The organism is Flavobacterium sp. K5-23 (assembly GCF_023278045.1).
Lineage (GTDB): Bacteria > Bacteroidota > Bacteroidia > Flavobacteriales > Flavobacteriaceae > Flavobacterium.
In genome coordinates, this window is record NZ_CP056783.1 from 2,684,423 (window position 1) to 2,708,557 (window position 24,135).

A 24,135-nucleotide genomic window follows, 5' to 3' on the forward strand; every position below is an offset into this window, starting at 1 on the left:
TTTTGATTTTCAGCGCCATGTATACTAATGTTTATTAAATATTTTATATTGACTTTTAAATAAAACAATCATCCGGCATCTTCATAATGCTATCAGCAAGCAATTGCATTTCTAAATAATGATCTTTCATTTCAGGATTGATATTGACATAATTATAGTTTTGATGTCTCCAAAATCCTGTTGCTGTAGCTGCATAAACTGTAAATGCTTTAAGCGCTTTTTTTTCAATTTCTAGGAGTTTTATTTCTTGTTGGTAACCGTCAAGTAAACTAGATACTTTATTTAAATTGAGCGTTTCGTTATCTCTACAGGTTCCTATAATCATCATTCCAATATCAAATACACGATAATAATAACAAGCTTCTTCAAAATCCATGATTGATGCACGGTTTGCCTCCATATCAATGATAATATTACTATAAAAAATATCAGTATGTATCAATGCTTTAGGCAAATCAACAGCTATATGATTTTCTATATAATTTTGTGTTTGTTTTAACCATTTATAAAAATCGGAATCTGGTGCATATATTTGAACTTCATCAAAATGATCTATTCCAAAAGCTACTTTCCGTGGCAGATAATCGGGCGCTTTTATTTGATGTAATTGCGCTAATTGGGTCCCTAAATAGTGAAACAAATTTGCTGGTATCTCTTCGACAATGTCGCCCTTGATAAAATCTTTTAGTAAGATTGGTTTTTTGTTCCAATGACTAATTAAATCGCCAGTTATAGTCTTTATTAATTTAGAAGTAGAAAATTGATTTAGCTGTAAATACTCTAGTAAAGAGGCTAATTCTATGGTTTCTTTTTCCGTTTTTAGTTCACATATAGTTAATACATAAGAATCTATTTCTGTACTAATTAGATAATTTGTGTTAGCCGACCCCCCACTCAAAACCTTAAAAGAAACTAATTTTTCACTACTATATTGACTTAAGATGGTTGTAACATCTTTCTCGTTTAAAAGGGTATACTGTATCATATTATTTCCCTTTTGTTAAATCCCAATTTGTTTCCATAGCATGTAACAGTGCCTTTTCTAGATGAGCATGATCACATAAATGTACTTTCTCACACAATTCCTTTGCCAGTTCGATGCTAGCGTGAGTAGCTGCTTGTGGCAAAACATCTGTATGTAGTGCTCGTTTTATTATTTCGGGAAATTTAGAAGGATGTGCTGTTGCAAAGCAGATTAATTTCTCGTTACCTAAAGTTTCCTTTAATTGATCAGCCGCTACTACTGCTACTGCACCATGTGGATCCAGTAAATAGTTCTCACTAGTATAAAGCTCATTGATGATATCTAATGTTTCTTTGTCTGTTGCGCTATAGGATTTAAAACCTTTGGAATACTTTTCAAAAGTTTCTTTATCAAAAGTAACAGTACCAGAGGAATTAAATTCATCTACCCATTTTTTTATTTTTTCAGTATTTTTATCTATTCTGAAATACAGGAATCTCCAAAAATTGGATGGTACTAAAATATCTATTGCTGAAGAAGGGGTTTCAATAATGTCTTCTTTTGAAAAACGCCCTTCTGAAAAAATGCGATGTAAACAGGCGTTTTTGTTATTGGCTACGACAAAATATTTAATAGGCAATCCCATTTCTCGTGCTAGTCCGCCAGCACATAAATTACCGAAAGCACCAGAAGGAACCGACATGTTAACTTGTTCTCCAATGGTATCAACAACTTGTAAATAACCATAGAAATAATGGACCGTTTGCATCATAATACGACCCCAGTTAATAGAGTTTACACTCGATAATTTTAGTTTTTCTTTAAAGGGTTTATTAGCATATAATTTAGCAATTACAAGATCTAAATCATCTGCGCCATCTGGGCAATTAGACACACCAACAGGATGAATATTCGCATGTTGCAAAGTTGTCATTTGGCGTTCTTGTTCTTCAGTAATTAAACCTTTAGGATATAGAACCCAAGCATCCAAGTTTGATTTTCCTGCTGTGAAATACGCTGTCGCTGGTCCTGTATCTCCTGTGGTGGCAACAACAAGCGTTAAGTGCTCCTTTTTTCGTTCTAAAAAAAAGTTCACCAGATTAACCAAAAAAGCCAATCCGACATCTTTAAAAGAAATCGTTGGACCATAAAACAACTCCATTATGTAGGTGTCTTTTCTAGATTTCAATGGATGTAACGGAATAATATCTTCTTTTTCGAAAGGTTCATAAGCCGTTTTTAAAATGTTCTTCAACTCCAATTCCGAAATAATAGAGCGATCAATAAATAACGAAAGTACCTCAAAAGCGAGTTCGACATAAGACAAACCTTTCCATTTATTTAATTGCTCTTTAGTGATTTTCGGTAATGTCTCGGGAACATAAAAACCGCCATCAGCTGCAAAACCATCTAGTATGGCCGTTTCAAAACCTACAGGCTTCCCTCCTCCTTTATTACTTACATATTGAATCATATCTTTATTTTTTTAAATAAGCAGTATATACCGCTTTGGTTATCATAATATCTTGTACAGCTACTCCTGTCAAATCAACAATTGTAATTTGATCTTCGTTTTGTCGTTGTAATTTTGGGTTTTGAATGGCAGTACCCAACTCAATGATTTTATCTTCTAGAATTGCCCCATCTTGTACTGCTCTAAAAATTTCACCTCTACTTTTACTTTGCGGAATACTATCTGCCACAACGATATCGGCTTTTTTTAGTAATACGCTTTCTAATTCTTGTTTGTGTTCTGTGTCTGAACCTACCGCGTTGATATGTGTTCCTTTTTGGATGTCTGCTGCTTTTAATAAAGCAAGTTCCGAAGGTGTTGTAGTCACAATTAGATTACAATGTTGTGCAAGTTCGGCTGGTGTTTCGGCAATATGAATATCAAAATCAGGGCCTAATTCCTTGGCGAATTTTTCAGCCTTGTCTTTAGTACGTCCCCAAATCCAAACGGTTTTACAAGGCGTGTATTTTTGAAGGTATTCCAATTGCAATTTTGCTTGTATCCCAGTACCTATAATTCCTATGGCGCTTATTTTTTTTGGTGCAAAATACTTGGCTGCCAATGCACCTGCTGCTGCAGTACGAATATCAGTTAGATATCCTTCATCTAGTAAGACTGCTTTTGGAACTCCCGTTTTTTGATCGAATAATAACATTAAACCTTGACTGGAAGGTATCCCTAATTTAGCATTGTCATAAAAACCAGAAGCAACTTTAATGACGTAATAATCATCGTTTTTAATATAGCCATATTTGATATGTGCATCTCCTTTGGGGTCTTCAAAGAGTAATTCCCCTACTGGAGGCACAACAGTGTTTCCATTACTATATTGAATAAATCCTTCTTCCATTGCTGCTACAACGTCTATATCTGGGAGTATAGCTTGTATTTCTTTTAATCTAATAACGGTTGCCATAGGTCTAATTTATTAAGTTACTTTTTATTTTATAATTCTGTACGCTACTGTTTTACAATAATAAAATGCGCACTATTTTCTAATTTTAAAGCTTTTAAATTTGGCATAAAAAAAAATCTCTGCACACCAAATTAGCTATTAACTAATTAAGGTATACAGAGATTTTCTGTAAGACGTAAATTTATTTTTCCAATTTCTTCCTTAAGATAAAAAATAAACCTGTAACAATTTGTTACTATAACTTCTATGAGTCAAATATATAAAAAATTATTATACAACATAGAAAAAAAAATATTGAATATCGATTAGACCAATTTAAGGCTTTACAAAACGAAGTTTTTATGTGGTTTAAAAAAGAATTGTCTGCCTGACACATTTTCCGATTATTGAACTCAGAGGGAATAAATACATTAAAAAAAGTAGTTTTTAGCTTATAATTGCCTTTTGATAAAAGGAACACCCTTTTTTAATCAATTTTTGAATTTTTATTTCAAAATAAGGTTTTTTGGCTCAGTTTTGGCAATAAACAGCCTAATTAAGTTTAAACTAAGATCTTTTTATTAATAAAACGAAGGATTTTTAAAATTATAAAATATGACTCAAGTTAAAGAGAACAACACGGTTAAAGTACATTACACAGGAAAATTAGCTGACGGACACGTATTTGATACATCTGAAGGGAAAGAACCTTTATCATTTACTTTAGGACAAGGAAAATTGATTCCTGGTTTCGAAAAAGGCCTAATTGACATGAAATTAAATGAGAAAAAAACGATAAACATTGCTAAAGAAGACGCTTACGGAGATCCTCGTCAAGATTTGTTTGTTGAAGTACCAAAGAGTGAATTACCACAAGATATGGCTCCTGAAATTGGTATGGGATTAGTTTCTAGATCTCCAGAAGGACAAGAAATGAATTTAATGGTAGTTGAAATTAGAGAAGAAAGTGTTATTCTAGACGGAAATCATCCTTTAGCCGGTAAAGATCTTGTTTTTGATCTTGAAGTTGTGGCTATTTCTGAATAGAACAACCCAAATTAAAATATACCTGACATGCATTGTTGAAAATTCAACTTTGTTTGTCAGGTTTTTTATTGGAGTATAGCTCCTACTCTATTCTTAATTAAACTTTTTCCCTTTGTAGATTTTCTTTGTGGAAATGATGTGTGTACGGATTGAAAATCCACGCCATCGTTGTTTAAGAAAATTCGATTAGATATCCGAGCGATCGGGTTTTTAGTTATTACTTAGTATTCTATTCAAAATTGCAATTTGTCCATTATGCCAAGATTGATGTTTAAATAAAGTCGTTAATGCTTCATATTTAGTTTTTGCACTTGGATTTGGGATTTCAGTTGGACTATTTAATTCTTCAATTTTAACTTTACTTATTTCTAGATAAATTAATTCAAAGATGAATTCATATAATTTCAATAGTTCTTCATTTTTCGGTTTTTCATCTAAAAACATATGTGGCGTTGAATTCGGTCCATAAAATTTTATGAAATTTTGCATATTAATTCTTTCACTGACTTTTTCGTTTGCTCCTGAAATAGAAGCTATTCCGTGTAAATAGTTTGCCAAAATCAGATGTCCAATTTGCCAGTTCATATTCGTTTCAATAATTTCTGGTGAAATATTCCACTTTTTTAATTCGATATTTTTAATAAAATTATCTGTCTTTTCTTTAGCAGAAATTATTTGGTCTTTAATTATTTCAATTACGTTCATTCTTTGTGTTTTTTATGTTTAAGGTTCGCTTTTCTAAGCTGACCGCTTAAAGTATTACTGCTTTGAGATGGCTGGAAGTTCATAAACGCTCAATTTTCGGCTTAACGAAAACTTGATACTTCGGGGATTTTTAATGGCGATTTGGCTTAATAATTAATTTTTTTGTTCATTTATAAGTTTACCATCAATGTAATAACGTGAAATTCGTTTATTACCTTCAGCACTAAAATAAGTTCTATAAACTGAGCCATTAAAAAGTCTAACATTTCCAAAAACATAGGCTTTATCTTTTAATTGATAAGAATAATCAACTGCGGAATTATCTGGATAAATCAAAACAGAATAATCTGAACAATCAGTAGGAGTTGGTAAAACTAAATATGATTCAATTAATTCATTTGTTTTCAAATCGTTTTTAAAAGTATTTTTAACTTGTTTTGAAACTAAAATATCAGGATAAAATTGATTTACTTTTTTAATCAAATCATATTGATCAAAAGATATAGTTTCAGTTTTTTCTAAATAAGCCTTTATTTTTGTTTCTTGAGAAAAAACAGATAAAGAAATCATAAAAAACAACAAAGTAATTTTTTTCATAGCAATCATTTTTTTGTAGGTTAAGTATTTGTAAAATTATACGAACTTAACCATTCTTTAGCAATTCTTAATATATAAATCATGCTAATCTTAATATATAATCAAAATAATATTTTTATATTTTTTAAATATACCTGACAAGCTTTGTTGAAAATTCAACTTTGTTTGTCAGGTTTTTTATTGGAGTATGGCTCCTACTCTATTCTTAATTAAACTTTTTGACGATCGAGTTAGTTAATCTTCTTCAAAAAAGTCATTGTCAAGTTCTTTAACTTCATAAACAGTTTTTACTTGAACTCCCTCGTTATACTGATGCATTAAGTCAACCAATTTTAAGCCATCAATTAATATTATTCTGTGATGTGCTTCTTTTGCTTTTTTAATAGCGGAATCATCGAAAGTTGATGTTGTAATAAAAACTCCTTTACTTGTATCTCCACTCATTGCTCCAATGAAATTCCTAATGTCTTTTTCACGCACCTTATTTTCGTTGTAGCGTTTCGCTTGAGTGTATATTTTTTCTAGACCTAATTTATCTTCATTAATTATTCCATCAATTCCACCGTCACCTGATTTTGATGTTTCAATAAAATCTCCATACCCCATTTTTTTAAGAAGAATCAAAATCACCTTTTCAAAATAGTACGGGTCTATTTCTTTAAGTTTTTCTAAAAGTTCAGATTTTACTTCCGTTTCAATTGTTGAAAACCCAGAGTCAATTAAATCTTGTGGGGAAGCATTTTCAACTCTAACTATATCAAGTTCTATTTCGTATTCTTTTTTGCTTTCAACAGATTCACGATGATCTATAAAATCTGGGTCATTTTGAAGATCATGTAAAGGTAAATTACCTATAGCGAGTCTTTTTTTTCCCTTTTCAGTTATTTGAACCAAACCTCTTTTTGGGTATGAAACATATTTCCCCATTTTTAGATATGATTTGCCCCATAGAATTCTGTCAAGTAAAACGTTGGCTCCAGAACTAGTCTTTTGGTTCATAAGTTCTTGAGGAAGTACTGAATAATAATTATCACGAACTTTAGATGCCAATTCTCTACTTTTAATTGATTCTACAGTATTTAGAATTTCTAATACTGGTATGAACGTTTCGTGATATTTTGGTAATTCCATATTATTTTGTTTTTATTATGCACTACGTTTGGTTGCTTTCAAATTGTGTGGTTCGAAACTTTTTAATTTTCAGTTTTGCAGAAAATAGGGTGCGGAACGGTAATTGACTAAATCACACACTATATTAATACATCTGTAGTAGGTAGTTTTATTTGCTGACAGATTTATAAAAACTTTGACCCATTTCAGTTACTTTGAAATTTTGTAATCCATGGAAAGTCGTAGGTGAATGACCTCCAATTTTTATACCTTCTGTTATGGTTACTCCATAAGTTATTAATCCTAGACTTAGTAAAACGTTAAGAGATTCTTTTTTCTCATAATCTGAACCATTTAAAGTAACCATAGTTTCGTATTTACTATGTTGAGAAAGGCAAAATTTATTTATGTCATCAAATATTTTCACGTCAATCGGTTCAAGGCTTTCGAGAGTGTCAATAAATATTTTTCTGATTGAGCCTTCGTAATTCTTATCGGTAGCATTTCCTAAAAGATTGGCCCACTTTTCCAACAGATTTTCGTCATCTTCCAAAGATGCTTTTTCTAATAATTTATACCCGAAAGAAAGTGCAGTTGGTTTAGATTCATCAGACTTTACAAGTTTATATTTCTCTTCTAATTTTAATGTATTTGATATTCTTTTGGCTTTCACAGCGTCACCATAAAGAATTCCCGCTCCGTCAACTAATGGCTTGCCTACTATTTCAGAAAAAAAAATAGTCAAACTTTCGATTGGCTTTGAATTAATAATATCACCTACTGCTCCCATTTTATTAGTTTATTTATGATTATTAGTTTATTCGAGATGGTATTACAAAATTACCTACAACTATTATATACTACTGACGTTGTCAGGCATATCACCCCTAAATTGGGTAGTTTTGTCTGATAAATATCAGCGATTATTTATTTTCAAATATATAAATTAATACCGAATATTCTGATAAAAACTACTTTCTTTTATATAGTTTTTTCAAAACAACTCCTTTTGAAAACCCTTACTTTACAGTAAACCATAAACCGAAGTTTTTAATATTAATCTAGCCTTTGTAAATGTTATATACTTAGTTAAAGAGTCTATTTAGCACTTTAATTTTTTACCTTTGCCCAAAAATTAAAGCCTTCATGACTAAAGCCCGTTATTTTAAATTAATCCTGATTCTAGGTTCTCTTACGGCTCTAGGGCCGTTTTCTATTGATATGTATTTACCTGGATTTTCGGGGATTGCTTTGGATTTAAATACTTCAGTTGCCAAAGTTGCCATGACTCTGTCGAGTTATTTCATAGGGATTTCAGCGGGACAATTGCTTTATGGTCCGTTACTGGATCGTTTTGGAAGAAAAAAACCGTTGTTTATCGGTTTGTTGGTTTACATATTGGCTTCTTTGGGTTGTGTTTTTGTTAAGGATATCGATACTTTTATAGGTTTAAGATTCATACAAGCCGTGGGGAGTTGTGCTGCCACAGTGGCTTCGGTTTCCATGGTTCGTGATTTATTTCCAGTTAGGGACATCCCAAAAGTCTTTTCGTTATTGATGCTGGTCGTGGGACTTTCTCCTATGCTTGCCCCTACTGTTGGTGGATTTGTTACAGATGCTTACGGATGGCATACCGTGTTTTTCATTTTAATGTGCATTGGTATTGTTATTCTATTGGCTTCTCATTTTGGTTTACCCAATAGCTACACACCGGATACTTCGATTTCATTGAAACCAAAACCAATTTTAACTAATTTCTGGAACGTATTGAAAGAACCACAGTTTTACACTTATACTTTTACTGGAGCAATCGCTTTCTCCGGCTTGTTTACGTATGTGGCCGCTTCTCCTATCTTATTTATGGATATTTTGAAAGTGGATGCCAAAACATACGGTTTGATCTTTGCTTTTATGTCGCTGAGTTTTATTAGTGCCAGTCAACTTAATTCTTATTTGTTGAGATGGTTCTCCAGTGAACAAATGATTTTTGGTGCTTTAATCACGCAATCAGTTATCGCGATTACTTTTTTAATATTGGCCATAAATCAGCTTTTGGGAATGTATGAAACCATTGCAATGTTGTTTCTTTTCTTGGGTTGTTTAGGGATTTCAAACCCAAACACGGCAGGATTGACTCTGGCTCCTTTTGCTAAAAATGCAGGAAGCGCTTCGGCGCTGATGGGTGCAATCCAACTTGGTTTTGGCGCATTGGCTTCTTTTGCGGTGGGAATGTTTGTGAAAGATTCTATGATACCTATGACTGTAATAATGACTGTTTCAACGATTACGGCATTAATTGTTTTAACTATTGGAAAAAGAACCATTACCGTTAAATATTAAAGTGAGCATAAAACTATTGATGTTTATAAATTAGTCCAATTGTCCTAAGCTTCTGCGCTCGATATCAATGTCATTAAGTTAAGGGTTCGTCAGTTCGAGTTGAGTAATAATTTGCGATAGAAAATTATTACGAAGTATCGAGAACCCTTTTTGTTTTAGAGACTTCTCGATACAATTGCAAACATTAAAGCTATCGCATAAATGTTTAAAATCACTCGAAGTGACGGATAAACTACTTAATTCAATGACATTTCGCTCGATATGACAAAAAAACATAGGACTATAGTATTTACAAATTATATAAAAAAACCTTCCTAAGTATGAATTTAGGAAGGTTTTTTTATGAAGAAATACTGAGATTATTTCATTTTTTGTCTTTTAACTGGCTTTTCGGCTGGTTCATTTTTGTTTTGCAACAAATAATTAGCCAATAATTTTTCGATCAATTCATCTTTAGTCAAATGATGAAATACCGTTTTTATTTTTGTTTTTAATTCGGCGTCAACCTCGTGATTGGGTTTTGTTTTAAAGATTTGCTTTGCCCATAAAAGGGTGTTGTTTTCTTCAATACTTGAAACCGAAGGCTTTTTGAATTTGGTAAATTTTATACCAAGTTCTTTTTCGAAGTCGGCAATTTCTTTTTCTTCTTCCGGTTGCAATACCGTTAGAGAAAGTCCCTTTGCTCCTGCTCTAGCCGTTCTACCACTTCGGTGTACATAAGCTTCATAAACGTCAGGCAAATGGTAATTGACTACATACGAAATTTCCTTTACGTCAATTCCCCTTGCGGCAAGATCAGTAGCCACTAATATATTGATATGACCTTCACGGAATTGCTCCATGATACGGTCTCTGATTCCTTGTGATAAACTTCCGTGCAATGCTCCAGATGAAAAACGATTGATAGCCAAATTCTTCGCTAATTTATTTACTGCTGCCTTAGTCTTACAGAAGATAATTCCGCGTTCTCCTTCTTTAGAATTTAAGAAGTGCATTAAAACATCAAGTTTCTCAATAGGATCAACAACGATATACTCGTGGTCAATTCCTTGATTTCCTATTGTTTCCATACTAGCACTCACTTGAACCACGTTTTTATTCAAGTAGTTTTGAACTAATTGCTTTATGGTTCCTGGCATAGTAGCCGAAAACAAAAGTGTTTTGTGTGTTGTAGGTAATTCGGCAACGATTTCATCAAGGCTTTCTTTCAGGATAGTCACCATTTCATCGGCTTCATCCAGCACCATGAATTTAGTTTCCTTAAGGTTTATGGCTTTGCGTTGAATTAAATCTATCAAACGTCCCGGTGTAGCCACAACAATATGTGTAGGTGCCGTTAAACGCTCCATTTGAGGTTTTATTGGGATTCCACCACAGGTAGCAGCGATAGAAACTTCAGGAAGGTATTTTGCAAAATCTTCCAGGTTTCTAAAAATTTGATGTCCTAATTCCCTTGTAGGAACTAAGATCACTGCTTGAACAGTAGGTGAATTTGTGTCTATTAATTGTAAAAGAGGCAATCCAAAAGCAGCCGTTTTTCCAGTACCTGTTTTGGCAAGCCCAACTAAATCAGTTGTGTTAGCTAATAATAACGGAATAGTTTTTTGTTGAATTTCTGTTGGTACAACAATTTTCAATTCGGTAAGCGCTTTTAAAATAGGTGCTGAAATTCCTAAATCAGAGAATTGTATTGGCATTTTTTTTTGGATTATTATATTTATAATAAATAGTTGTTTTGTATTCTGGATTCTTAGCCCTGATGGAAACGACATCCTGTTGTGGTGGTGTTCACCACAACAGATATAGTGTACAGCGGGATTAGCTCCTTATATTATTTCTTATTCTTCATCAGGTTCGTTCATGATTTTCTCACGATACTTCTTCCCTATCAATAAAACTAATTTTAATTTATAGTCATCAATAAGCCATTCTTTATAATTCTTGCTACACTGGCTCAAACATTTAGAATAGCGCTTGATACGACAATCGATATCGTCATTTAGTTCCCGCATTAAGCCTTTAGCGTCTCTTAAATCCTCGGTATTGTCAACACACATTGATGAATGTTGTTCCAGGGATTTATCAAGAACGACTTTAGAACGTAAATTTTGCGCAATGATTAGTTTGTGCTCTTCATCGACATCAAAAGTTACTTCGGCAGTTTTGCTGAATTTAGCACGCAATTCCGGTGGCATAGTGTATTTAAAATACAATTCAATCTCCGTATCATCACGTAAATTCTCTAAATAAAATTCAGGCGATTTAAAAATATGTTGCCAGTTTACCGGTTCGCTCCAAAGACCAAAACGGGCTGCATTGTTTCCTAAATCTATTACTGTAAATCCGTCTTTATTAGGTAATTTTCTTGAACCACGACCAATCATCTGATAATATAATGTCAGTGATTTTGTTGCTCTGTTCAATATAATAGTCTCCACCGTAGGCTCATCAAATCCTGTGGTAAGAATACCTACAGAAGATAAAATGGCATCAGGGGTTTTCTTGAACCACTGTAAAATGTCTTTACGCTCCTCGTTATTACACGTATTGTCAAGGTGCCTGATAGGATAACCCGCTTCTCTAAATGTTTCATAAACATACAAAGAGGTGTTAATACCATTGTTGAAAATAAGCGTCTTTTTACCCAATGATTTTTCAGTGTAAGCATGCAATAATTTCTCTTGCATTACTGAATTTGTATACAAATCATCAGAAGATTTTACGGTATAATCTCCGTTAATACCCACTTTTAATGAAGTCAATCCAACATCAAAACTATAAGTGGTCGCTTTAGCTAAAAAGCCATTTTTAATTAAAGAGCTAATGGTGTCCCCTACAATTAATTCATTGTAGCTTTCATGCATAGGCAATTTTATATTTGAACTCAAAGGCGTTGCAGTAACCCCTAATATAAATGCGTTCTTGAACGAACTTAGTAATTTACGGAATGAGTTGTAATGCGCCTCATCAATAATTACTAAACCTACATTATCAAGATGCAATTTCTCATCGTTGATACGGTTTTTCAATGTTTCAACCATGGCCACGAAACAAGAATATTCATTTTGGTCTGGAAGTTCTTTAACCTTAGAGTTGATGATTTTATTCTTTACGTCAAAGCCTTTAAGCATCTTTGAAGTTTGCTTACAAAGCTCAATTCTATGCGTAAGAACAACAACTTTTTTATTATGTTTAGTTAAATAGCGACGCACAATTTCAGAAAACACAACCGTTTTTCCTCCACCTGTAGGTAATTGATACAGTAAATGATGATTTTGTGGTCCGTTATCTATTCGATCAAAAATGGCATCGATGTCCCCTTGTTGATAATCGTATAGTTCTTTTTTGACTTCTTTTTTTTCTTCTTGTTCTATTTCTATGGTATTTTGAAACATTGTTTTTTGTTGGATTTTTGCAAAAATACGTCTAAAAAACAGTTTATCTATCAAATATTAGACAAAATATCGGGATTGAATTAATAAAATTAAACTATTGAAGAAATATTTAAAACTCCATTCTTTCCATAATTGTACTGAAATCAGCTTCGTTATGCCATTTTTGAATGCGTGTTTCACCTTGAATTGCGTTAAGTCTTTTTTTAAATTCATTTAAAATTCCGTTAGCAATTATGAATTTTGCGGCCTGTTCGAAAGAATTGAACATACTTTTATAAAACAATTCCTGTTTAATGGGATGATCAGTAGAATAAGCTTGGGCGATTTCGACATTATAAAGCATCACATCAGCAATTACAAAAGGATCTACACCCAATACCGTGAAATGCTTGATGTATTTTTGAGCGACTGAACGGCGCATTTTGGGTTTGCTTTTGCCTCTGGCAGTTTTTTTTATGGGGAAATACTCATTAGAAATCTTTAGTTTGCACTCCTGTAGCAGCGTTTCCTCCTTTGGGTTAAAAACAAAATTATAATATACTTTTACAGGACTGAATTTTTCATACAACTCGATAATTTGCTCTTCGAGTTGCTCTTTATTCAGTTCAGACAGATATTTTTTTAAATCCCTTTTGCTCATAATCAAAGTTTAAGAATACAAAAGTAAATTACTTTAAAATTGAATACTTCAATAATCAATGATAATACTTAATTTTGTAAATTATTACTTAAATTACATTTAATGCTCAAGATTTTTAAGGTTACAGCGATTCTCGAAGGAATATCCTATTTGGTTTTATTTTCTAATATGCTTTTAATTAAGCCTAACAATTTTGATCTATATAAAACACTGTTATATCCTATAGGTATGAGTCACGGAGTTTTATTTATTGGTTATGTTTTATTGGCAATTTTACTTAAGAATTCCCAAAAATGGTCTTTGAAAGACTTCGGAATTATATTAGCGGCTTCATTAGTTCCTTTTGGGACCTTTTACGTAGATAAGAAATACTTGAAAAATGTATAAACTAATAGAACAAATCTTCAAATTTCTCTATCCCCTATTTCGTAAATGGGGAATGGGATATAGTCTTGCTACTTATACCAGTTTGATCATAAATATCGTCTTACTTTGTGTATTGGCGTATTTTATTTATGTTGTCTTTAGACTTGTATTAGTAACTGTAATGGTGTTTGTAGCCCAAAAAACTAAAACCCAGTTTGATGATTTATTAGTTTCGAATAAAACGGCAAAGTACATTGCCCATCTTATCCCGCTGTTATTAATCTATAAGTCGGTACCCATAATTTTAAACAAGTTTGAATACTGGGAAGGCGTTTTTGGAAAACTGGTTGGTATTTATATTGTATTTCTGGTGTTGTGGATCATCCGTACCATATTCAATGCTTTAAGGGATTATTTAAAATTAAAACCACGTTATAGCGACAAGCCTATTGATAGCTTCATTCAGGTTATTATGATTGTCTTATGGATGGTTGGTGTTACAATTATCATCTCTAAATTATTTGAAATTAACCCTAAAGATCTCTTAACTACTTTAGGAGCTGTTTCAGCTTTGATTATTTTAATATTCAGAGATATCATTTTGGGATTTGTTGCCAGTGTTCAAGTATCTATCAATGATATGGTTCGAATAGGTGATTGGATTACAATGGATAAATTTGGGGCTGACGGTGATGTTATCGAAATCAACTTAACTACGGTTAAAGTTCGAAATTTTGATAATACAACCACTACCATTCCTACCTATAGCCTGAGTTCAGATTCTTTTCAAAACTGGAGAGGAATGCTAAATTCTGAAGGAAGACGTATTAAAAGACACATCCTTATAAAGACAAGCAGTATTCGTTTTCTCGAAGAATCGGAATTAAATAATCTAAAGGATATTGAAATTATAAGTTCTTATATTGATTCTCAAAAAAGGGATATTGATAAATTCAACAATTCAAATTCAGTTGATAAATCCATTCCTATCAATGGTAGGAACCTTACTAATTTAGGATTGTTTAGGAAATACATCACACAATATTTAGAAAATCATCCAGCTCTAAACCAAGAAATGCTATTGATGTGTCGTCAATTGCAATCAACTTCTCACGGTGTTCCTATAGAGATTTATGTTTTTTCGAAGGATAAAAGATGGGAAAACTATGAATATGTAATGTCGGATGTTTTTGATCATATTTTCGCATCAGTAAAATACTTTGATTTGGAGGTATTTGAATTACCTTCTGAAAGGGATTATTTAAAATAATATAAAAATGAAAAGCAATAAATCCGAATTACTAAGCAAACGATTAACATTGAGGTTGGTTGATTTTTCGGATTTAAATGCGATTCATATATTACATTGCTTACCGGAAACGGACGAATTCAATACTTTAGGAATTCCCGAAAATATTGAGCAAACCAAAACAATACTCGAATCCTGGGTTTTAGCTAACGAACAGGAAGAAATCCTAAGTTATACCTTTGCCATTGAAACGATTAAAGAGAATATATTCATTGGTCTTTTTGGTCTGAAATTATGGGCTTCTAAACACCGAAGAGGGGAAGTCTGGTACAAATTACATTCGGATCACTGGGGAAATGGATATGCCACCGAATCTTTAAATTTAATCTTAGACTTTGGCTTCAATTCATTAAACCTTCATAGGATTCAAGCAGGTTGTGCAGTTGATAATCCTGGCTCTATAAAAGTACTTGAAAAAGCAGGAATGATTCGAGAAGGCCGAGGAAGACAACTATTACCCTTAAAATCAGGCTGGTCTGACAATTTCGAGTATTCTATTTTAGAAACTGACGATAGAAAAACAAACATTATATAAAAACTCATAAAACAATGAATTCGATTATTCAGTGTTAATATCAGATTTAATATTGTTTAATATATTAGAGGAATCAAGGGTTGAAAGCCTGTATTTTGTGCCGATAGGCACATTCGAACCCTTGATTCGCATATATTAGGCGAAAATAAATAACCGCTATTACAATAAAAGGTTTTTTACATATTCAACTTCCGTTTTTCCGTGGGCTTTTGGTTTTCCATCGGCACCTAAATTCACCATAGTAATTTTATCAATCGAAATAATTGTTTCACGAGTCATCATATTTCGTGCCTCGCATTTTAGCGTAAGGGAACTATTTCCGAATTTAACGACATTAATACCAATTTCGATAATGTCTCCTTGTTTCGCCGAACTCCTAAAATTAATTTCAGAAAGGTGCTTGGTAACAACTCTTGAATTTTCTAATTGAACAATGGTGTACAAAGCCAATTCTTCGTCAATCCAAGCTAACAATTGACCTCCAAACAAGGTTCCGTTTGGGTTTAGGTCTTCGGGTTTTACCCATTTTCTAGTGTGAAATCGCATATGTTTTTTTTTATTATATAAAATTAAGCCATTAAATATTATAAATCATAATTGCTTTATAATATTTCAACCATAAAAAGGCCTGTTATTAATTTACTGAAACTCACAAAAGCGAATTGATTATCTGTGGCAATCTAGATTAATTTACTCTAACAATTATGTGTATCAATAAAGGTCCAATGATAAAAACTTGAGAATTTATAGCTTTCATACAAACTAAATCCATAATTAGCAGTTTGTGTAAACCGTACAGTTAAAGCATTTCACAGAAAAATCCACTTTATACAATAGTCACAAATTTCTACTGTTAATAATGAATTATTAAGTCTGTTTGATTTTTAGTTTTAAAATTGACACCATTAAATAAAATTAGCCCTAAAATCAAAACAAACTATCATTTATTATATGAAAAATAAGTACTGTAAAGCGGTAATTATGAAAAATATTAACAAAACCAATACGATTTATTTAATATATTTTCTTAGTTTTGAAATTCTACATTCTTAATTATGAAAATAATTCACATTATAGTATTAGTAATTCTTGGCACTTTTTTGATGCCAACGACTACTTTTGCTTGTGGGGGTAATTCTAAAAAACAATCTAGTACTAAAGCGATGTCTTCTGTGAGAGATAAGAAAGATTATTTTGAGTCCCATTCAAACAGTAAAAATATCGAGGGATGTAATGAAAAATGCGGACAAGAATTATGCGGTAGTTCAGTCGTTAGCCTTGGGATTACCTCCTCTTTACAATTAGGAAATGAGTGATAAAAAATTTATTCCAGCTTTAGGATATGATTTCCTGACTGTTTATTATGATTTAGCCATAAAATTAACAATGCCTGAAAAGAAATTTAGACAATTGTTAGTAGAACATATAGACCCTCAAGACAAAGAATGTATTTTAGAATTTGGTTTTGGTACAGGACAAAATTTAATTTTAATCAAAAATAAAAATCCAAATATTGATTTAAAAGAATTAGATATTGACCCAAAGGTAAAAGAAATAACAGCCTATAAACTAGCAAAAAACAATCTTGAAGTTCCTCTAAATTTATATGATGGTACTACTTTTCCTTATCAAGATAATCAATTCGATAAAGTATATAGTTGTCTGGTATTTCATCAATTAGATGCACAAACAAAAAGTAATTGTCTGAAAGAAATTAATCGTGTTTTAAAACCAAATGGACAATTAATTATTGCCGATTGGGGAAAAGCATCTAATATTATGATGCGTTTTACTTTCAGATTAGTTCAAATATTGGATGGTTTTAAAACTACAAATGATAATGTTAAAGGCAAAATACCTCAATTTATTAGTAATGCAGGATTTCTAGACGTAAGTGTTTCTAAATCTATAAACACATTAATTGGTACTTTTTCTTATTTTAATGCAGTAAAAAAGACTTAAATAAATAATTTAATAAACAATAATTTAAAAAAAAAAATGAAAAACTTAAAATTGATTAATTTACTAATGATTCTTTTTGTGACAATAGCTAATGCTCAAAATAAGAATGAAGACAGAAGCATATCTAAAGATAATGATGCAGTTATAGCAGTTATGAAGTCATATAAAGATGCGCTTCAAAATTTAACAACAGAAGGAACTTTTAATCTTTTTACAGAAGACTCAAAAGTTTTTGAATCTGGAGGTATTGAAGGTACTTACAAAAATTACATAGAGCATCATTTAGGTCCAGAATTGGGACACTTTAAAAGTTTTACATTTTCGAATTATCAAATCGATACTCAGGTTGATGGTAATTATGCGTTTACAACAGAAACGTATGTTTATACCATTGTTTTAAAAGCTAATGATAAAGGAGAAACGAGAACTATAACTAAGAAAGGAGTGGCAACTTCAATTTTAAAGAAATTAGATGAAAAGTGGAAAATAATCAATACACATTCTTCTTCTAGAAACTTGAAATAGATGCATTAATAATGAACAACCTCTCTCAAATTATCCAACAATACAAAACCGATACAGAAAGCGTTTTCAATACTTGGTTCAGATTATTCCATTATGGAAAAAACAGCAAAATCAATTTAAGAAAAAACAAGAAGAAGATATGTTTAAAGTGAAAAAAAGGATAGGGAAATCCCATCGCTTTTTGGGTACTTAATTCTTAATGTGGTCTTTTAATGATTAGTATTTTAGGTGGATATCTCCAAAATATAAATCTCGTAATTACCAAAAAATCAGATCCAATCTGAAATACATATAACAGAACACAATCAATCGCATCAGCATTAAAAACTTCGCTTTATCATTTAGTATAAATGGAGTTTTGTAGCACTTCGTTGAAAACAAACTCAGGATGGTTCTATAAAGCATTATGAGTTTGTTGTTGTAATTATTTTTTGCTGATTTTTCTCTTCAACAACTGAGCATTGATGGCAACAATAATAGTACTCAAACTCATAAATACAGCCCCGACTGCTGGACCTAAAACAAATCCGGAAGAATAAAGCACTCCTGCAGCCAGTGGAATGGCAACAACATTATAGCCAGTAGCCCATACCAGGTTTTGAATCATTTTGTTATAAGTCGCTTTTCCAAATAAAATCAAGTTGGCAATATCCTGTGGATTACTGTTTACCAAAATAATATCTGCTGTTTCGGCTGCCACATCGGTACCAGAACCAACAGCAATCCCAACATCCGCTTGTGCTAATGCGGGAGCGTCATTTACGCCATCACCAGTCATAGCCACAAATTCATTTTTAGCTTGAAGTTCTTTTACAATTTCAACTTTTTGATGTGGGAGCACTTCTGAATAGTATCCATCCAATCCCAGTTTATCGCTTACTGCTTTAGCAGTTATCTCATTATCTCCCGTAGCCATTAATACTTTGATATTGTTCTTTTTGAATACTTTTATGGCATCATAGGATTCTGGCCTGATTTCGTCTGCAAGAGCAATATATCCAGCCAATTTCCCGTCAATTAATACAAAAACTACAGTTTCAGCGGCATCGCTATAGGCGTCCTCGGGAATGGTTATTTTTTCGTCCCTCAAATACCCTGGACTAACCACTTTTACTTTTTTTCCTTCAACATCCGCTTCAACACCTTTCCCGGTAATGGCCATAAAATTTTCAGGCTTTGGAATAATACCATTACTTTCTTTAATCTTTTTAATAACTCCAACAGCAATTGGATGTTCAGAGCTTTGCTCTAGGGCACTCGCTAGTCTTAATACTTCTTCACTGGTGTATTTTTCATCTGTAGATTCAATTCTTGTAACTCCAAAATCACCTTTAGTCAATGTCCCCGTTTTATCGAAAAGCAATACCGATATTTTACGTGATTCTTCAAAAGCTGTTCTATTACGAATCAATAAACCATTTTGTGCTGAAACTGCCGTAGATATGGCAACTACTAACGGGATTGCAAGCCCCAAAGCATGTGGACAAGCAATAACCATTACTGTAACCATACGTTCTAAAGCGTAAACAAAAGGAAATCCTAGAACTAACCATACGGCAAGTGTACCAAAACCAGTAGCTAAAGCTATATAAGTAAGCCATTTAGCTGCTCTATCAGAAAGATTTTGCATTTTAGATTTGGTTTTTTGAGCCTCCTCAACCATTTTTATAACTTTGTTTAGGTAGCTGTCTTTTCCCGTATGCTCTACTTTTACCTTTAAGGAGCCATTTCCATTTACCGATCCGCCAATTACTTTATCGTTCAACTCTTTTTTTACAGGTTTAGATTCTCCGGTAAGCATAGATTCATTCAAGTAACTGGATCCTTCTACTATAATTCCATCAGCGGGAATTTTTTCTCCGGGTTTTACTAATATCATATCATCCTTAAGTAAATCTTCAAGAGGAATATCTTCAACGATATCGCCATTCACTCTATGGGCTTCTGCGGGCATCATACTCACCAATAATTGTAAGGCCTTTGATGCGCCTAGAACACTTTTCATCTCAATCCAATGCCCCACAAGCATAATTGCGATTAGTGTAGCCAGTTCCCAGAAAAAATCGACACCATTTAAACCAAAAACGGTCGCGGAGCTATAAAAATAAGCAACACTTATAGCCATAGCTATCAGGGTCATCATTCCGGGAGCAGCTTTTTTTATTTCAGACAAAAAGCCTTTTAAAAAAGGCCAACCACCATAGAAATAAACAATACTGGAAAGCGCAAAAAGGATATACGGATTACCGGGAAGCAGAATTTCATATCCAAAGAATTCCTGAATCATCGGTGAAAAGAATAGGATGGGTACGGTTAAGAACAATGTGGCCCAAAACCGTTTTTTAAAGTCGGCAATCATCATTTTATGATGGTCGTGTCCAGCCATTCCCATTGGAATATTACCGTGATCGTGATTCATTTTAGAATGATCTTCTTTATCGTGATTCATTTTAGAATGATCCATCTTCGAATGGTCCATTTCTTCATGCTTTTGGTGTTCGTGATTCTCCATTTAGTTTTTATTAAAGTATTAATGTGATCTTTATTTTTATCGCTTCTGAAGAACTCCCGCTTTTTAAGGCCAATAACTCATCTTAAAAATACATCCTTATTTCTCATAAAATAAGTCATTTATAGGTCATTGTAAAGTAGCTAGCATCTTCTTCAGTAAATTTCTGAAAGCTAAGTAAGCCTTTGTCGGTCAGTTTTTCGATTACAGTATATTTGAATTGTTTAATTCGTATCCCTAGCGCATACGCTTTAACTCTGAGTTTCGATTTTATTTTCTTCCCATTCACATCGGATTCCAATACCCTGTCATAAATTTTTATCGTGCTTTTAGCACCAAAGAAATTCAACAACCCAGAATCAAAATTCATTTCCATTTCAACATCTTGTAGATTATCCAAATCATAAAGCCCTTTAAAATTTTCAGAAGTGGTATTAATTTCAGTTTTTTTTGATTTCGGATTTGAAAATGGGAAAACCATTACCATTACACTGGATTCATTTGGACTACAACGATAACTGGTAGCATATTTATCAATAAATTTTCCGCTTTTATCAAACATTTTAGTGACAACCTGTATGATATAATAATCATTTGCTTTTTTCACTTGTCCAACTTCAAAGGTTTGTTTATTGAGCAAATCTCCTTTTTTATCAAAATTTTCCCGAATTACGGTTCGCCCTGATAACTGCCCTATAAACATTTCATTCTGAGCGCTTAAATTAGTAAAACTAAACAGGATAATTAACGATAGTAAGCAATGTTTAATTTTACTATGTAAAAATAATACTTGCTTTGACTTATTGTAAAGACAACAAGATTCTATTCCTTCTTGCACTATGTCACCCGTATAAATCATTTTAGTTAATTGATAACTTGATACCATACTCATTAAACTAAATGTTGTTCAAAACAAAATCCACTCTTTCTTTTGGGGGAAGAACCGGAACAAAAACGATTGGAAAACCTAAAGATTCATATACATCTATAATCAATCGGTGAATTTCTTTTTGTTCCTCTTCATCTTCTGTTCGTGCATAGTCCTTTTGGAAAGGCAATCGATCTAAAATAAAAATCTTTTTATAGGATGATTCTTTTACTGCATTAAGTAATTTCTCATCGTAATCAAGATTCAGAAATTGATAATAAGCCAATGCATCTGGTATTGCTCTGTCAAGGAAAACTAAATCTTCCGGCATTATTGATGCTTCTTGTTCAATTTGCATATCTAAAACCCCTAATTGAAATTTTTTCTTGTTATTTCTCATTTCTTCCACTGTCTCTCCATCAATACGCATAGTATCAATATAATGCCTTGCATGCTCGATAGTGGTTTTGTAACCTCTTTTAGTTAAAATATCAACAACAGTAGTTTTACCGGTACTGGGTCCACCTGTGATAACATACCAATTGTTATTTGCTTTTTTATTATTCATTATTAAACTTTTTATTCTTTATTAGAATTTAGACTTCTTTGATACTATACAATTCTGGAATATCGCAATCCCAATTATAGGTTTCTTTAATTCCTTTTTGCAATCCTTCCGCCTCTTCTTTTTCCCCGTGAACTATGAATATCCTTTCTGGTTTTTTATTTATCAGACTCAACCAATCCAATAGTTCGGTGTGATCTGCGTGTGCCGAAAGACCTTCGATTTCTGCTACTTGCATGTTAAAAGGCACCCATTTTCCATACACCTTTAATTCCTTTCCTCCTTCCAACAGCTTTCTTCCCCGAGTACCTTCCGCCTGATACCCTACAAAGAGTAAAGTGTTGTTTGGGTTTTGTGCTTGTGTTTCCAGATAATTCAACATTCTTCCACCTGTAAGCATCCCACTCCCTGCTATAACAATTTTAGGCTTATTATCTGCACTAAGCTCCATAGTTTCACTATAACTGCTCACCACATTAAAATAAGAACACATTTCATCACATTCTTTTTCTTCCAATTTATGCCAGTCCCTTGTTCGATGAAATAGTTCCAGTACGTTTGCTCCCATAGGACTATCCATTATCATGGGAACTCTAGGTATTTTATTTTCTTTTAAAAGCCTCCAAAATATCAACATCATCAATTGGGCACGTTCTACAGAAAAGCTGGGTATGAAAAGACTACCACCCTTTGATAAGGTATCATTAACCAATTTTTCTATCAATGGAATGGCTTCAAGTTCTTCTTGATGAAACCTTCCCCCATAAGTGGACTCAATAAAAAGAACATCAGCCCTTTCAGGTTTAATAGGTGGATATAACAGTAAATCATTGATTCTGCCGATGTCTCCAGAAAAAACAAATCGTTTACCGTCGACATCCAATTCTATGTAGGTGGCACCTATGATATGACCATTGTAGGTAAAGCGCACTTTGATTCCCTCAAATAGAGGAATCCATTGTGCAGGGGGAACCCCTTTAAAATGAGGAATTGTTTTTTCAACATTTTTTAAATCATATAAAGGTTCTGCCGGACTGTGTTTGGAATAGCCTTCCTTATTGGCACGTTCAGCTTCTTGCTCTTGAATTTTGGCACTATCATTCAGTATTATTTTAGCAATATCCATAGTGGGATAGGTCCCATATATTGGGCCGTTAAAACCCAACTTTACTAATCTTGGCAAATAGCCCGTGTGGTCCAAATGACCGTGAGTAAGCAATACAACATCTATTGCAGAAACATCTATTGGAGGATACTCCCAGTTGAGTAGACGCAATTCTTTAAGCCCTTGAAAAAGTCCACAGTCAATCATGATTTTTTTATCTCCGGTATCTAAAAGATATTTAGAACCTGTAACAGTTCCTGCTGCTCCTAAAAAGTGTATCTTATTCTTTTTACTTTCCATAATTTCTTGTTTTTTTACAATTAGTCTAATGTTCTTTACACAGTTCTAGAGAATCATCTAAAATATTTTGATGTCGTGATTTATCTATTCCAATTTCTGCTAGAATCTTTGGATTTTTATGCAACTCTTTGCACAATACGATGCCTTTTTCCAATATTTTTGATTTCTCTGCCTTGGTGATTGTGGTCAGGGCGGTTAATGGATGTAAACCCGATTTATCAATTCTATATTTAAGACTATTGTCTTGAGGGTAACCCCAACTTACAAGACCTAATCCTGCGCAAGTGCCATATTGGATGGCATCTGTGGTAAAACGGGTGTTAGTGTAAACCCATCCCTGATGAAATTTTGTTTCATGTCCTTTTTGTTTTTCCCATTGTTTCTCCACATCCAAAAATCTGGAATGGATATAGAGTGGAATTTTCACATTACAAAACCGTCCTTGATCACTGTGAAATTTACATTCTATCATATAGTGTTTATTATCTTTAAGAGCAACTACATCCACTTCATGTTGCACACAATGTCCTTGAACAATAACGCCAACTTGGGTTTTAAAACTTTCATAATCCAGAATTCTACCCACAAATTTTTCAAAAGGGAAACCAGTAGGTCCCAATTCCATGATTGCTTTTTTAAGTTTATACCTTGAGGCGCTTACCCTTTCTTTACTTTTTAGCATTTTAAAGGCTATTTGATATATTTTTTTGGTGGTAATTCCTTCATAAAGTTCAGTCTTTACTTGCTCAACAATCTGTTGAATAAGGGTTTCGTTAGCTTGTGAGCGTCTTAAGGAATTGATAAGTTTGTCAACATCAAACGCTACGATGTCTCCTGAATGTTTTACTATATTGATTGTATTCTCCATTTTTTAAGTTTATTATA

General features: G+C 32.8%; 24 protein-coding genes. 8 read left to right on the forward strand and 16 right to left on the reverse strand.

Annotated elements, in window-relative coordinates; genetic code table 11:
- Positions 1–55: 55 nt before the first annotated feature.
- Genes FLAK523_RS11630 through FLAK523_RS11640 form a run of 3 tightly spaced genes read right to left on the reverse strand, consistent with a single transcriptional unit; the run spans position 56 to position 3,393 of the window.
- Positions 56–985: a phosphotransferase gene (locus FLAK523_RS11630; RefSeq protein WP_248903560.1), complete on the reverse strand. Its 930-nt coding sequence runs from the start codon at positions 983–985 to the stop codon at positions 56–58.
- Position 986: 1 nt separating this feature from the next.
- Positions 987–2,438 carry a threonine synthase gene (gene thrC / locus FLAK523_RS11635; RefSeq protein WP_248903562.1) on the reverse strand — a complete coding sequence of 484 codons (1,452 nt, stop codon included), beginning with the start codon at positions 2,436–2,438 and terminating at the stop codon, positions 987–989.
- Between the two features lie 4 nt (positions 2,439–2,442).
- Complete coding sequence (locus tag FLAK523_RS11640) at positions 2,443–3,393, reverse strand: NAD(P)-binding domain-containing protein (protein ID WP_248903564.1); 951 nt, start codon at positions 3,391–3,393, stop codon at positions 2,443–2,445.
- A 594-nt stretch (positions 3,394–3,987) separates the two neighbouring features.
- Here FLAK523_RS11640 and FLAK523_RS11645 point away from each other — a divergent pair.
- On the forward strand, positions 3,988–4,419 hold the full coding sequence (locus tag FLAK523_RS11645) for a peptidylprolyl isomerase (RefSeq protein ID WP_248903566.1): 432 nt from the start codon (positions 3,988–3,990) through the stop codon (positions 4,417–4,419).
- 210 nt (positions 4,420–4,629) lie between these two features.
- Here the strand turns inward: FLAK523_RS11645 and FLAK523_RS11650 are convergent, their stop codons facing one another.
- The 4 genes from FLAK523_RS11650 to FLAK523_RS11665 form a co-directional block, all read right to left on the reverse strand.
- Positions 4,630–5,124, reverse strand: coding sequence for a hypothetical protein (locus FLAK523_RS11650; RefSeq protein ID WP_248903568.1), 495 nt, complete (start codon positions 5,122–5,124; stop codon positions 4,630–4,632).
- Between the two features lie 153 nt (positions 5,125–5,277).
- On the reverse strand, positions 5,278–5,721 hold the full coding sequence (locus tag FLAK523_RS11655; RefSeq protein ID WP_248903570.1) for a hypothetical protein: 444 nt from the start codon (positions 5,719–5,721) through the stop codon (positions 5,278–5,280).
- Positions 5,722–5,955: 234 nt separating this feature from the next.
- Positions 5,956–6,852, reverse strand: a complete 897-nt coding sequence (locus FLAK523_RS11660; RefSeq protein WP_248903572.1) for a restriction endonuclease — start codon at positions 6,850–6,852, stop codon at positions 5,956–5,958.
- A 148-nt stretch (positions 6,853–7,000) separates the two neighbouring features.
- Positions 7,001–7,621 carry an Abi-alpha family protein gene (locus tag FLAK523_RS11665; protein ID WP_248903574.1) on the reverse strand — a complete coding sequence of 207 codons (621 nt, stop codon included), beginning with the start codon at positions 7,619–7,621 and terminating at the stop codon, positions 7,001–7,003.
- Positions 7,622–7,977: 356 nt separating this feature from the next.
- On the opposite strand from FLAK523_RS11665, the gene FLAK523_RS11670 reads away from it, so the two are divergent.
- A complete protein-coding gene (locus FLAK523_RS11670; RefSeq protein WP_248903575.1) occupies positions 7,978–9,171 on the forward strand; it encodes a multidrug effflux MFS transporter in 1,194 nt (397 codons plus the stop codon).
- Positions 9,172–9,530: 359 nt separating this feature from the next.
- Here the strand turns inward: FLAK523_RS11670 and FLAK523_RS11675 are convergent, their stop codons facing one another.
- The 3 genes from FLAK523_RS11675 to FLAK523_RS11685 all read right to left on the reverse strand — a co-directional run bounded on the left by FLAK523_RS11675 (position 9,531) and on the right by FLAK523_RS11685 (position 13,206).
- Positions 9,531–10,868 carry a DEAD/DEAH box helicase gene (locus tag FLAK523_RS11675; RefSeq protein WP_248903578.1) on the reverse strand — a complete coding sequence of 446 codons (1,338 nt, stop codon included), beginning with the start codon at positions 10,866–10,868 and terminating at the stop codon, positions 9,531–9,533.
- A 141-nt stretch (positions 10,869–11,009) separates the two neighbouring features.
- The gene (locus FLAK523_RS11680; protein ID WP_248903580.1) at positions 11,010–12,566 is read right to left on the reverse strand and encodes a DEAD/DEAH box helicase; all 1,557 of its coding nucleotides are present in this window, start codon (positions 12,564–12,566) and stop codon (positions 11,010–11,012) included.
- A gap of 109 nt (positions 12,567–12,675) precedes the next feature.
- Positions 12,676–13,206, reverse strand: a complete 531-nt coding sequence (locus tag FLAK523_RS11685; protein WP_248903582.1) for a DUF6155 family protein — start codon at positions 13,204–13,206, stop codon at positions 12,676–12,678.
- Between the two features lie 102 nt (positions 13,207–13,308).
- Between FLAK523_RS11685 and FLAK523_RS11690 the strand changes: the two genes are divergently transcribed.
- The 3 genes from FLAK523_RS11690 to FLAK523_RS11700 are packed head-to-tail and all read left to right on the forward strand — an operon-like array spanning position 13,309 to position 15,416.
- On the forward strand, positions 13,309–13,593 hold the full coding sequence (locus tag FLAK523_RS11690) for a DUF3817 domain-containing protein (protein WP_248903584.1): 285 nt from the start codon (positions 13,309–13,311) through the stop codon (positions 13,591–13,593).
- Positions 13,586–14,842 carry a mechanosensitive ion channel family protein gene (locus tag FLAK523_RS11695; RefSeq protein ID WP_248903586.1) on the forward strand — a complete coding sequence of 419 codons (1,257 nt, stop codon included), beginning with the start codon at positions 13,586–13,588 and terminating at the stop codon, positions 14,840–14,842. Before FLAK523_RS11690 ends, FLAK523_RS11695 begins: the two co-directional genes overlap by 8 nt.
- Positions 14,843–14,849: 7 nt before the next feature.
- The gene (locus FLAK523_RS11700; protein ID WP_248903587.1) at positions 14,850–15,416 is read left to right on the forward strand and encodes a GNAT family N-acetyltransferase; all 567 of its coding nucleotides are present in this window, start codon (positions 14,850–14,852) and stop codon (positions 15,414–15,416) included.
- Between the two features lie 159 nt (positions 15,417–15,575).
- On the opposite strand, the gene FLAK523_RS11705 is transcribed toward FLAK523_RS11700, so the two are convergent.
- Positions 15,576–15,962 (reverse strand): acyl-CoA thioesterase, encoded by a 387-nt coding sequence (locus FLAK523_RS11705; protein WP_248903589.1) that lies wholly within the window; start codon positions 15,960–15,962, stop codon positions 15,576–15,578.
- A gap of 509 nt (positions 15,963–16,471) precedes the next feature.
- On the opposite strand from FLAK523_RS11705, the gene FLAK523_RS11710 reads away from it, so the two are divergent.
- Genes FLAK523_RS11710 through FLAK523_RS11720 form a run of 3 tightly spaced genes read left to right on the forward strand, consistent with a single transcriptional unit; the run spans position 16,472 to position 17,903 of the window.
- On the forward strand, positions 16,472–16,732 hold the full coding sequence (locus FLAK523_RS11710) for a hypothetical protein (protein ID WP_248903591.1): 261 nt from the start codon (positions 16,472–16,474) through the stop codon (positions 16,730–16,732).
- Positions 16,725–17,378: a class I SAM-dependent methyltransferase gene (locus FLAK523_RS11715; RefSeq protein WP_248903592.1), complete on the forward strand. Its 654-nt coding sequence runs from the start codon at positions 16,725–16,727 to the stop codon at positions 17,376–17,378. Before FLAK523_RS11710 ends, FLAK523_RS11715 begins: the two co-directional genes overlap by 8 nt.
- A gap of 36 nt (positions 17,379–17,414) precedes the next feature.
- Positions 17,415–17,903: a nuclear transport factor 2 family protein gene (locus FLAK523_RS11720; protein ID WP_248903595.1), complete on the forward strand. Its 489-nt coding sequence runs from the start codon at positions 17,415–17,417 to the stop codon at positions 17,901–17,903.
- 424 nt (positions 17,904–18,327) lie between these two features.
- On the opposite strand, the gene FLAK523_RS11725 is transcribed toward FLAK523_RS11720, so the two are convergent.
- The 5 genes from FLAK523_RS11725 to FLAK523_RS11745 form a co-directional block, all read right to left on the reverse strand.
- A complete protein-coding gene (locus FLAK523_RS11725; RefSeq protein ID WP_248903597.1) occupies positions 18,328–20,415 on the reverse strand; it encodes a copper-translocating P-type ATPase in 2,088 nt (695 codons plus the stop codon).
- Between the two features lie 115 nt (positions 20,416–20,530).
- Complete coding sequence (locus FLAK523_RS11730) at positions 20,531–21,304, reverse strand: hypothetical protein (RefSeq protein WP_248903599.1); 774 nt, start codon at positions 21,302–21,304, stop codon at positions 20,531–20,533.
- A gap of 4 nt (positions 21,305–21,308) precedes the next feature.
- Complete coding sequence (locus tag FLAK523_RS11735; RefSeq protein ID WP_248903601.1) at positions 21,309–21,848, reverse strand: AAA family ATPase; 540 nt, start codon at positions 21,846–21,848, stop codon at positions 21,309–21,311.
- A 28-nt stretch (positions 21,849–21,876) separates the two neighbouring features.
- Positions 21,877–23,250: an MBL fold metallo-hydrolase RNA specificity domain-containing protein gene (locus FLAK523_RS11740; protein WP_248903603.1), complete on the reverse strand. Its 1,374-nt coding sequence runs from the start codon at positions 23,248–23,250 to the stop codon at positions 21,877–21,879.
- A gap of 25 nt (positions 23,251–23,275) precedes the next feature.
- The gene (locus FLAK523_RS11745) at positions 23,276–24,118 is read right to left on the reverse strand and encodes an ATP cone domain-containing protein (protein WP_248903605.1); all 843 of its coding nucleotides are present in this window, start codon (positions 24,116–24,118) and stop codon (positions 23,276–23,278) included.
- Positions 24,119–24,135 lie beyond the last annotated feature (17 nt).

What these genes read in the sequence shown, in the direction of transcription:
- FLAK523_RS11630 (WP_248903560.1), bottom strand. Translation starts at nt 985, where the DNA reads ATGATACAGTATACCCTTTTAAACGAGAAAGATGTTACAACCATCTTA.
- thrC (WP_248903562.1), bottom strand. Translation starts at nt 2,438, where the DNA reads ATGATTCAATATGTAAGTAATAAAGGAGGAGGGAAGCCTGTAGGTTTT.
- FLAK523_RS11640 (WP_248903564.1), bottom strand. Translation starts at nt 3,393, where the DNA reads ATGGCAACCGTTATTAGATTAAAAGAAATACAAGCTATACTCCCAGAT.
- FLAK523_RS11645 (WP_248903566.1), top strand. Translation starts at nt 3,988, where the DNA reads ATGACTCAAGTTAAAGAGAACAACACGGTTAAAGTACATTACACAGGA.
- FLAK523_RS11650 (WP_248903568.1), bottom strand. Translation starts at nt 5,124, where the DNA reads ATGAACGTAATTGAAATAATTAAAGACCAAATAATTTCTGCTAAAGAA.
- FLAK523_RS11655 (WP_248903570.1), bottom strand. Translation starts at nt 5,721, where the DNA reads ATGAAAAAAATTACTTTGTTGTTTTTTATGATTTCTTTATCTGTTTTT.
- FLAK523_RS11660 (WP_248903572.1), bottom strand. Translation starts at nt 6,852, where the DNA reads ATGGAATTACCAAAATATCACGAAACGTTCATACCAGTATTAGAAATT.
- FLAK523_RS11665 (WP_248903574.1), bottom strand. Translation starts at nt 7,621, where the DNA reads ATGGGAGCAGTAGGTGATATTATTAATTCAAAGCCAATCGAAAGTTTG.
- FLAK523_RS11670 (WP_248903575.1), top strand. Translation starts at nt 7,978, where the DNA reads ATGACTAAAGCCCGTTATTTTAAATTAATCCTGATTCTAGGTTCTCTT.
- FLAK523_RS11675 (WP_248903578.1), bottom strand. Translation starts at nt 10,868, where the DNA reads ATGCCAATACAATTCTCTGATTTAGGAATTTCAGCACCTATTTTAAAA.
- FLAK523_RS11680 (WP_248903580.1), bottom strand. Translation starts at nt 12,566, where the DNA reads ATGTTTCAAAATACCATAGAAATAGAACAAGAAGAAAAAAAAGAAGTC.
- FLAK523_RS11685 (WP_248903582.1), bottom strand. Translation starts at nt 13,206, where the DNA reads ATGAGCAAAAGGGATTTAAAAAAATATCTGTCTGAACTGAATAAAGAG.
- FLAK523_RS11690 (WP_248903584.1), top strand. Translation starts at nt 13,309, where the DNA reads ATGCTCAAGATTTTTAAGGTTACAGCGATTCTCGAAGGAATATCCTAT.
- FLAK523_RS11695 (WP_248903586.1), top strand. Translation starts at nt 13,586, where the DNA reads ATGTATAAACTAATAGAACAAATCTTCAAATTTCTCTATCCCCTATTT.
- FLAK523_RS11700 (WP_248903587.1), top strand. Translation starts at nt 14,850, where the DNA reads ATGAAAAGCAATAAATCCGAATTACTAAGCAAACGATTAACATTGAGG.
- FLAK523_RS11705 (WP_248903589.1), bottom strand. Translation starts at nt 15,962, where the DNA reads ATGCGATTTCACACTAGAAAATGGGTAAAACCCGAAGACCTAAACCCA.
- FLAK523_RS11710 (WP_248903591.1), top strand. Translation starts at nt 16,472, where the DNA reads ATGAAAATAATTCACATTATAGTATTAGTAATTCTTGGCACTTTTTTG.
- FLAK523_RS11715 (WP_248903592.1), top strand. Translation starts at nt 16,725, where the DNA reads ATGAGTGATAAAAAATTTATTCCAGCTTTAGGATATGATTTCCTGACT.
- FLAK523_RS11720 (WP_248903595.1), top strand. Translation starts at nt 17,415, where the DNA reads ATGAAAAACTTAAAATTGATTAATTTACTAATGATTCTTTTTGTGACA.
- FLAK523_RS11725 (WP_248903597.1), bottom strand. Translation starts at nt 20,415, where the DNA reads ATGGAGAATCACGAACACCAAAAGCATGAAGAAATGGACCATTCGAAG.
- FLAK523_RS11730 (WP_248903599.1), bottom strand. Translation starts at nt 21,304, where the DNA reads ATGAGTATGGTATCAAGTTATCAATTAACTAAAATGATTTATACGGGT.
- FLAK523_RS11735 (WP_248903601.1), bottom strand. Translation starts at nt 21,848, where the DNA reads ATGAATAATAAAAAAGCAAATAACAATTGGTATGTTATCACAGGTGGA.
- FLAK523_RS11740 (WP_248903603.1), bottom strand. Translation starts at nt 23,250, where the DNA reads ATGGAAAGTAAAAAGAATAAGATACACTTTTTAGGAGCAGCAGGAACT.
- FLAK523_RS11745 (WP_248903605.1), bottom strand. Translation starts at nt 24,118, where the DNA reads ATGGAGAATACAATCAATATAGTAAAACATTCAGGAGACATCGTAGCG.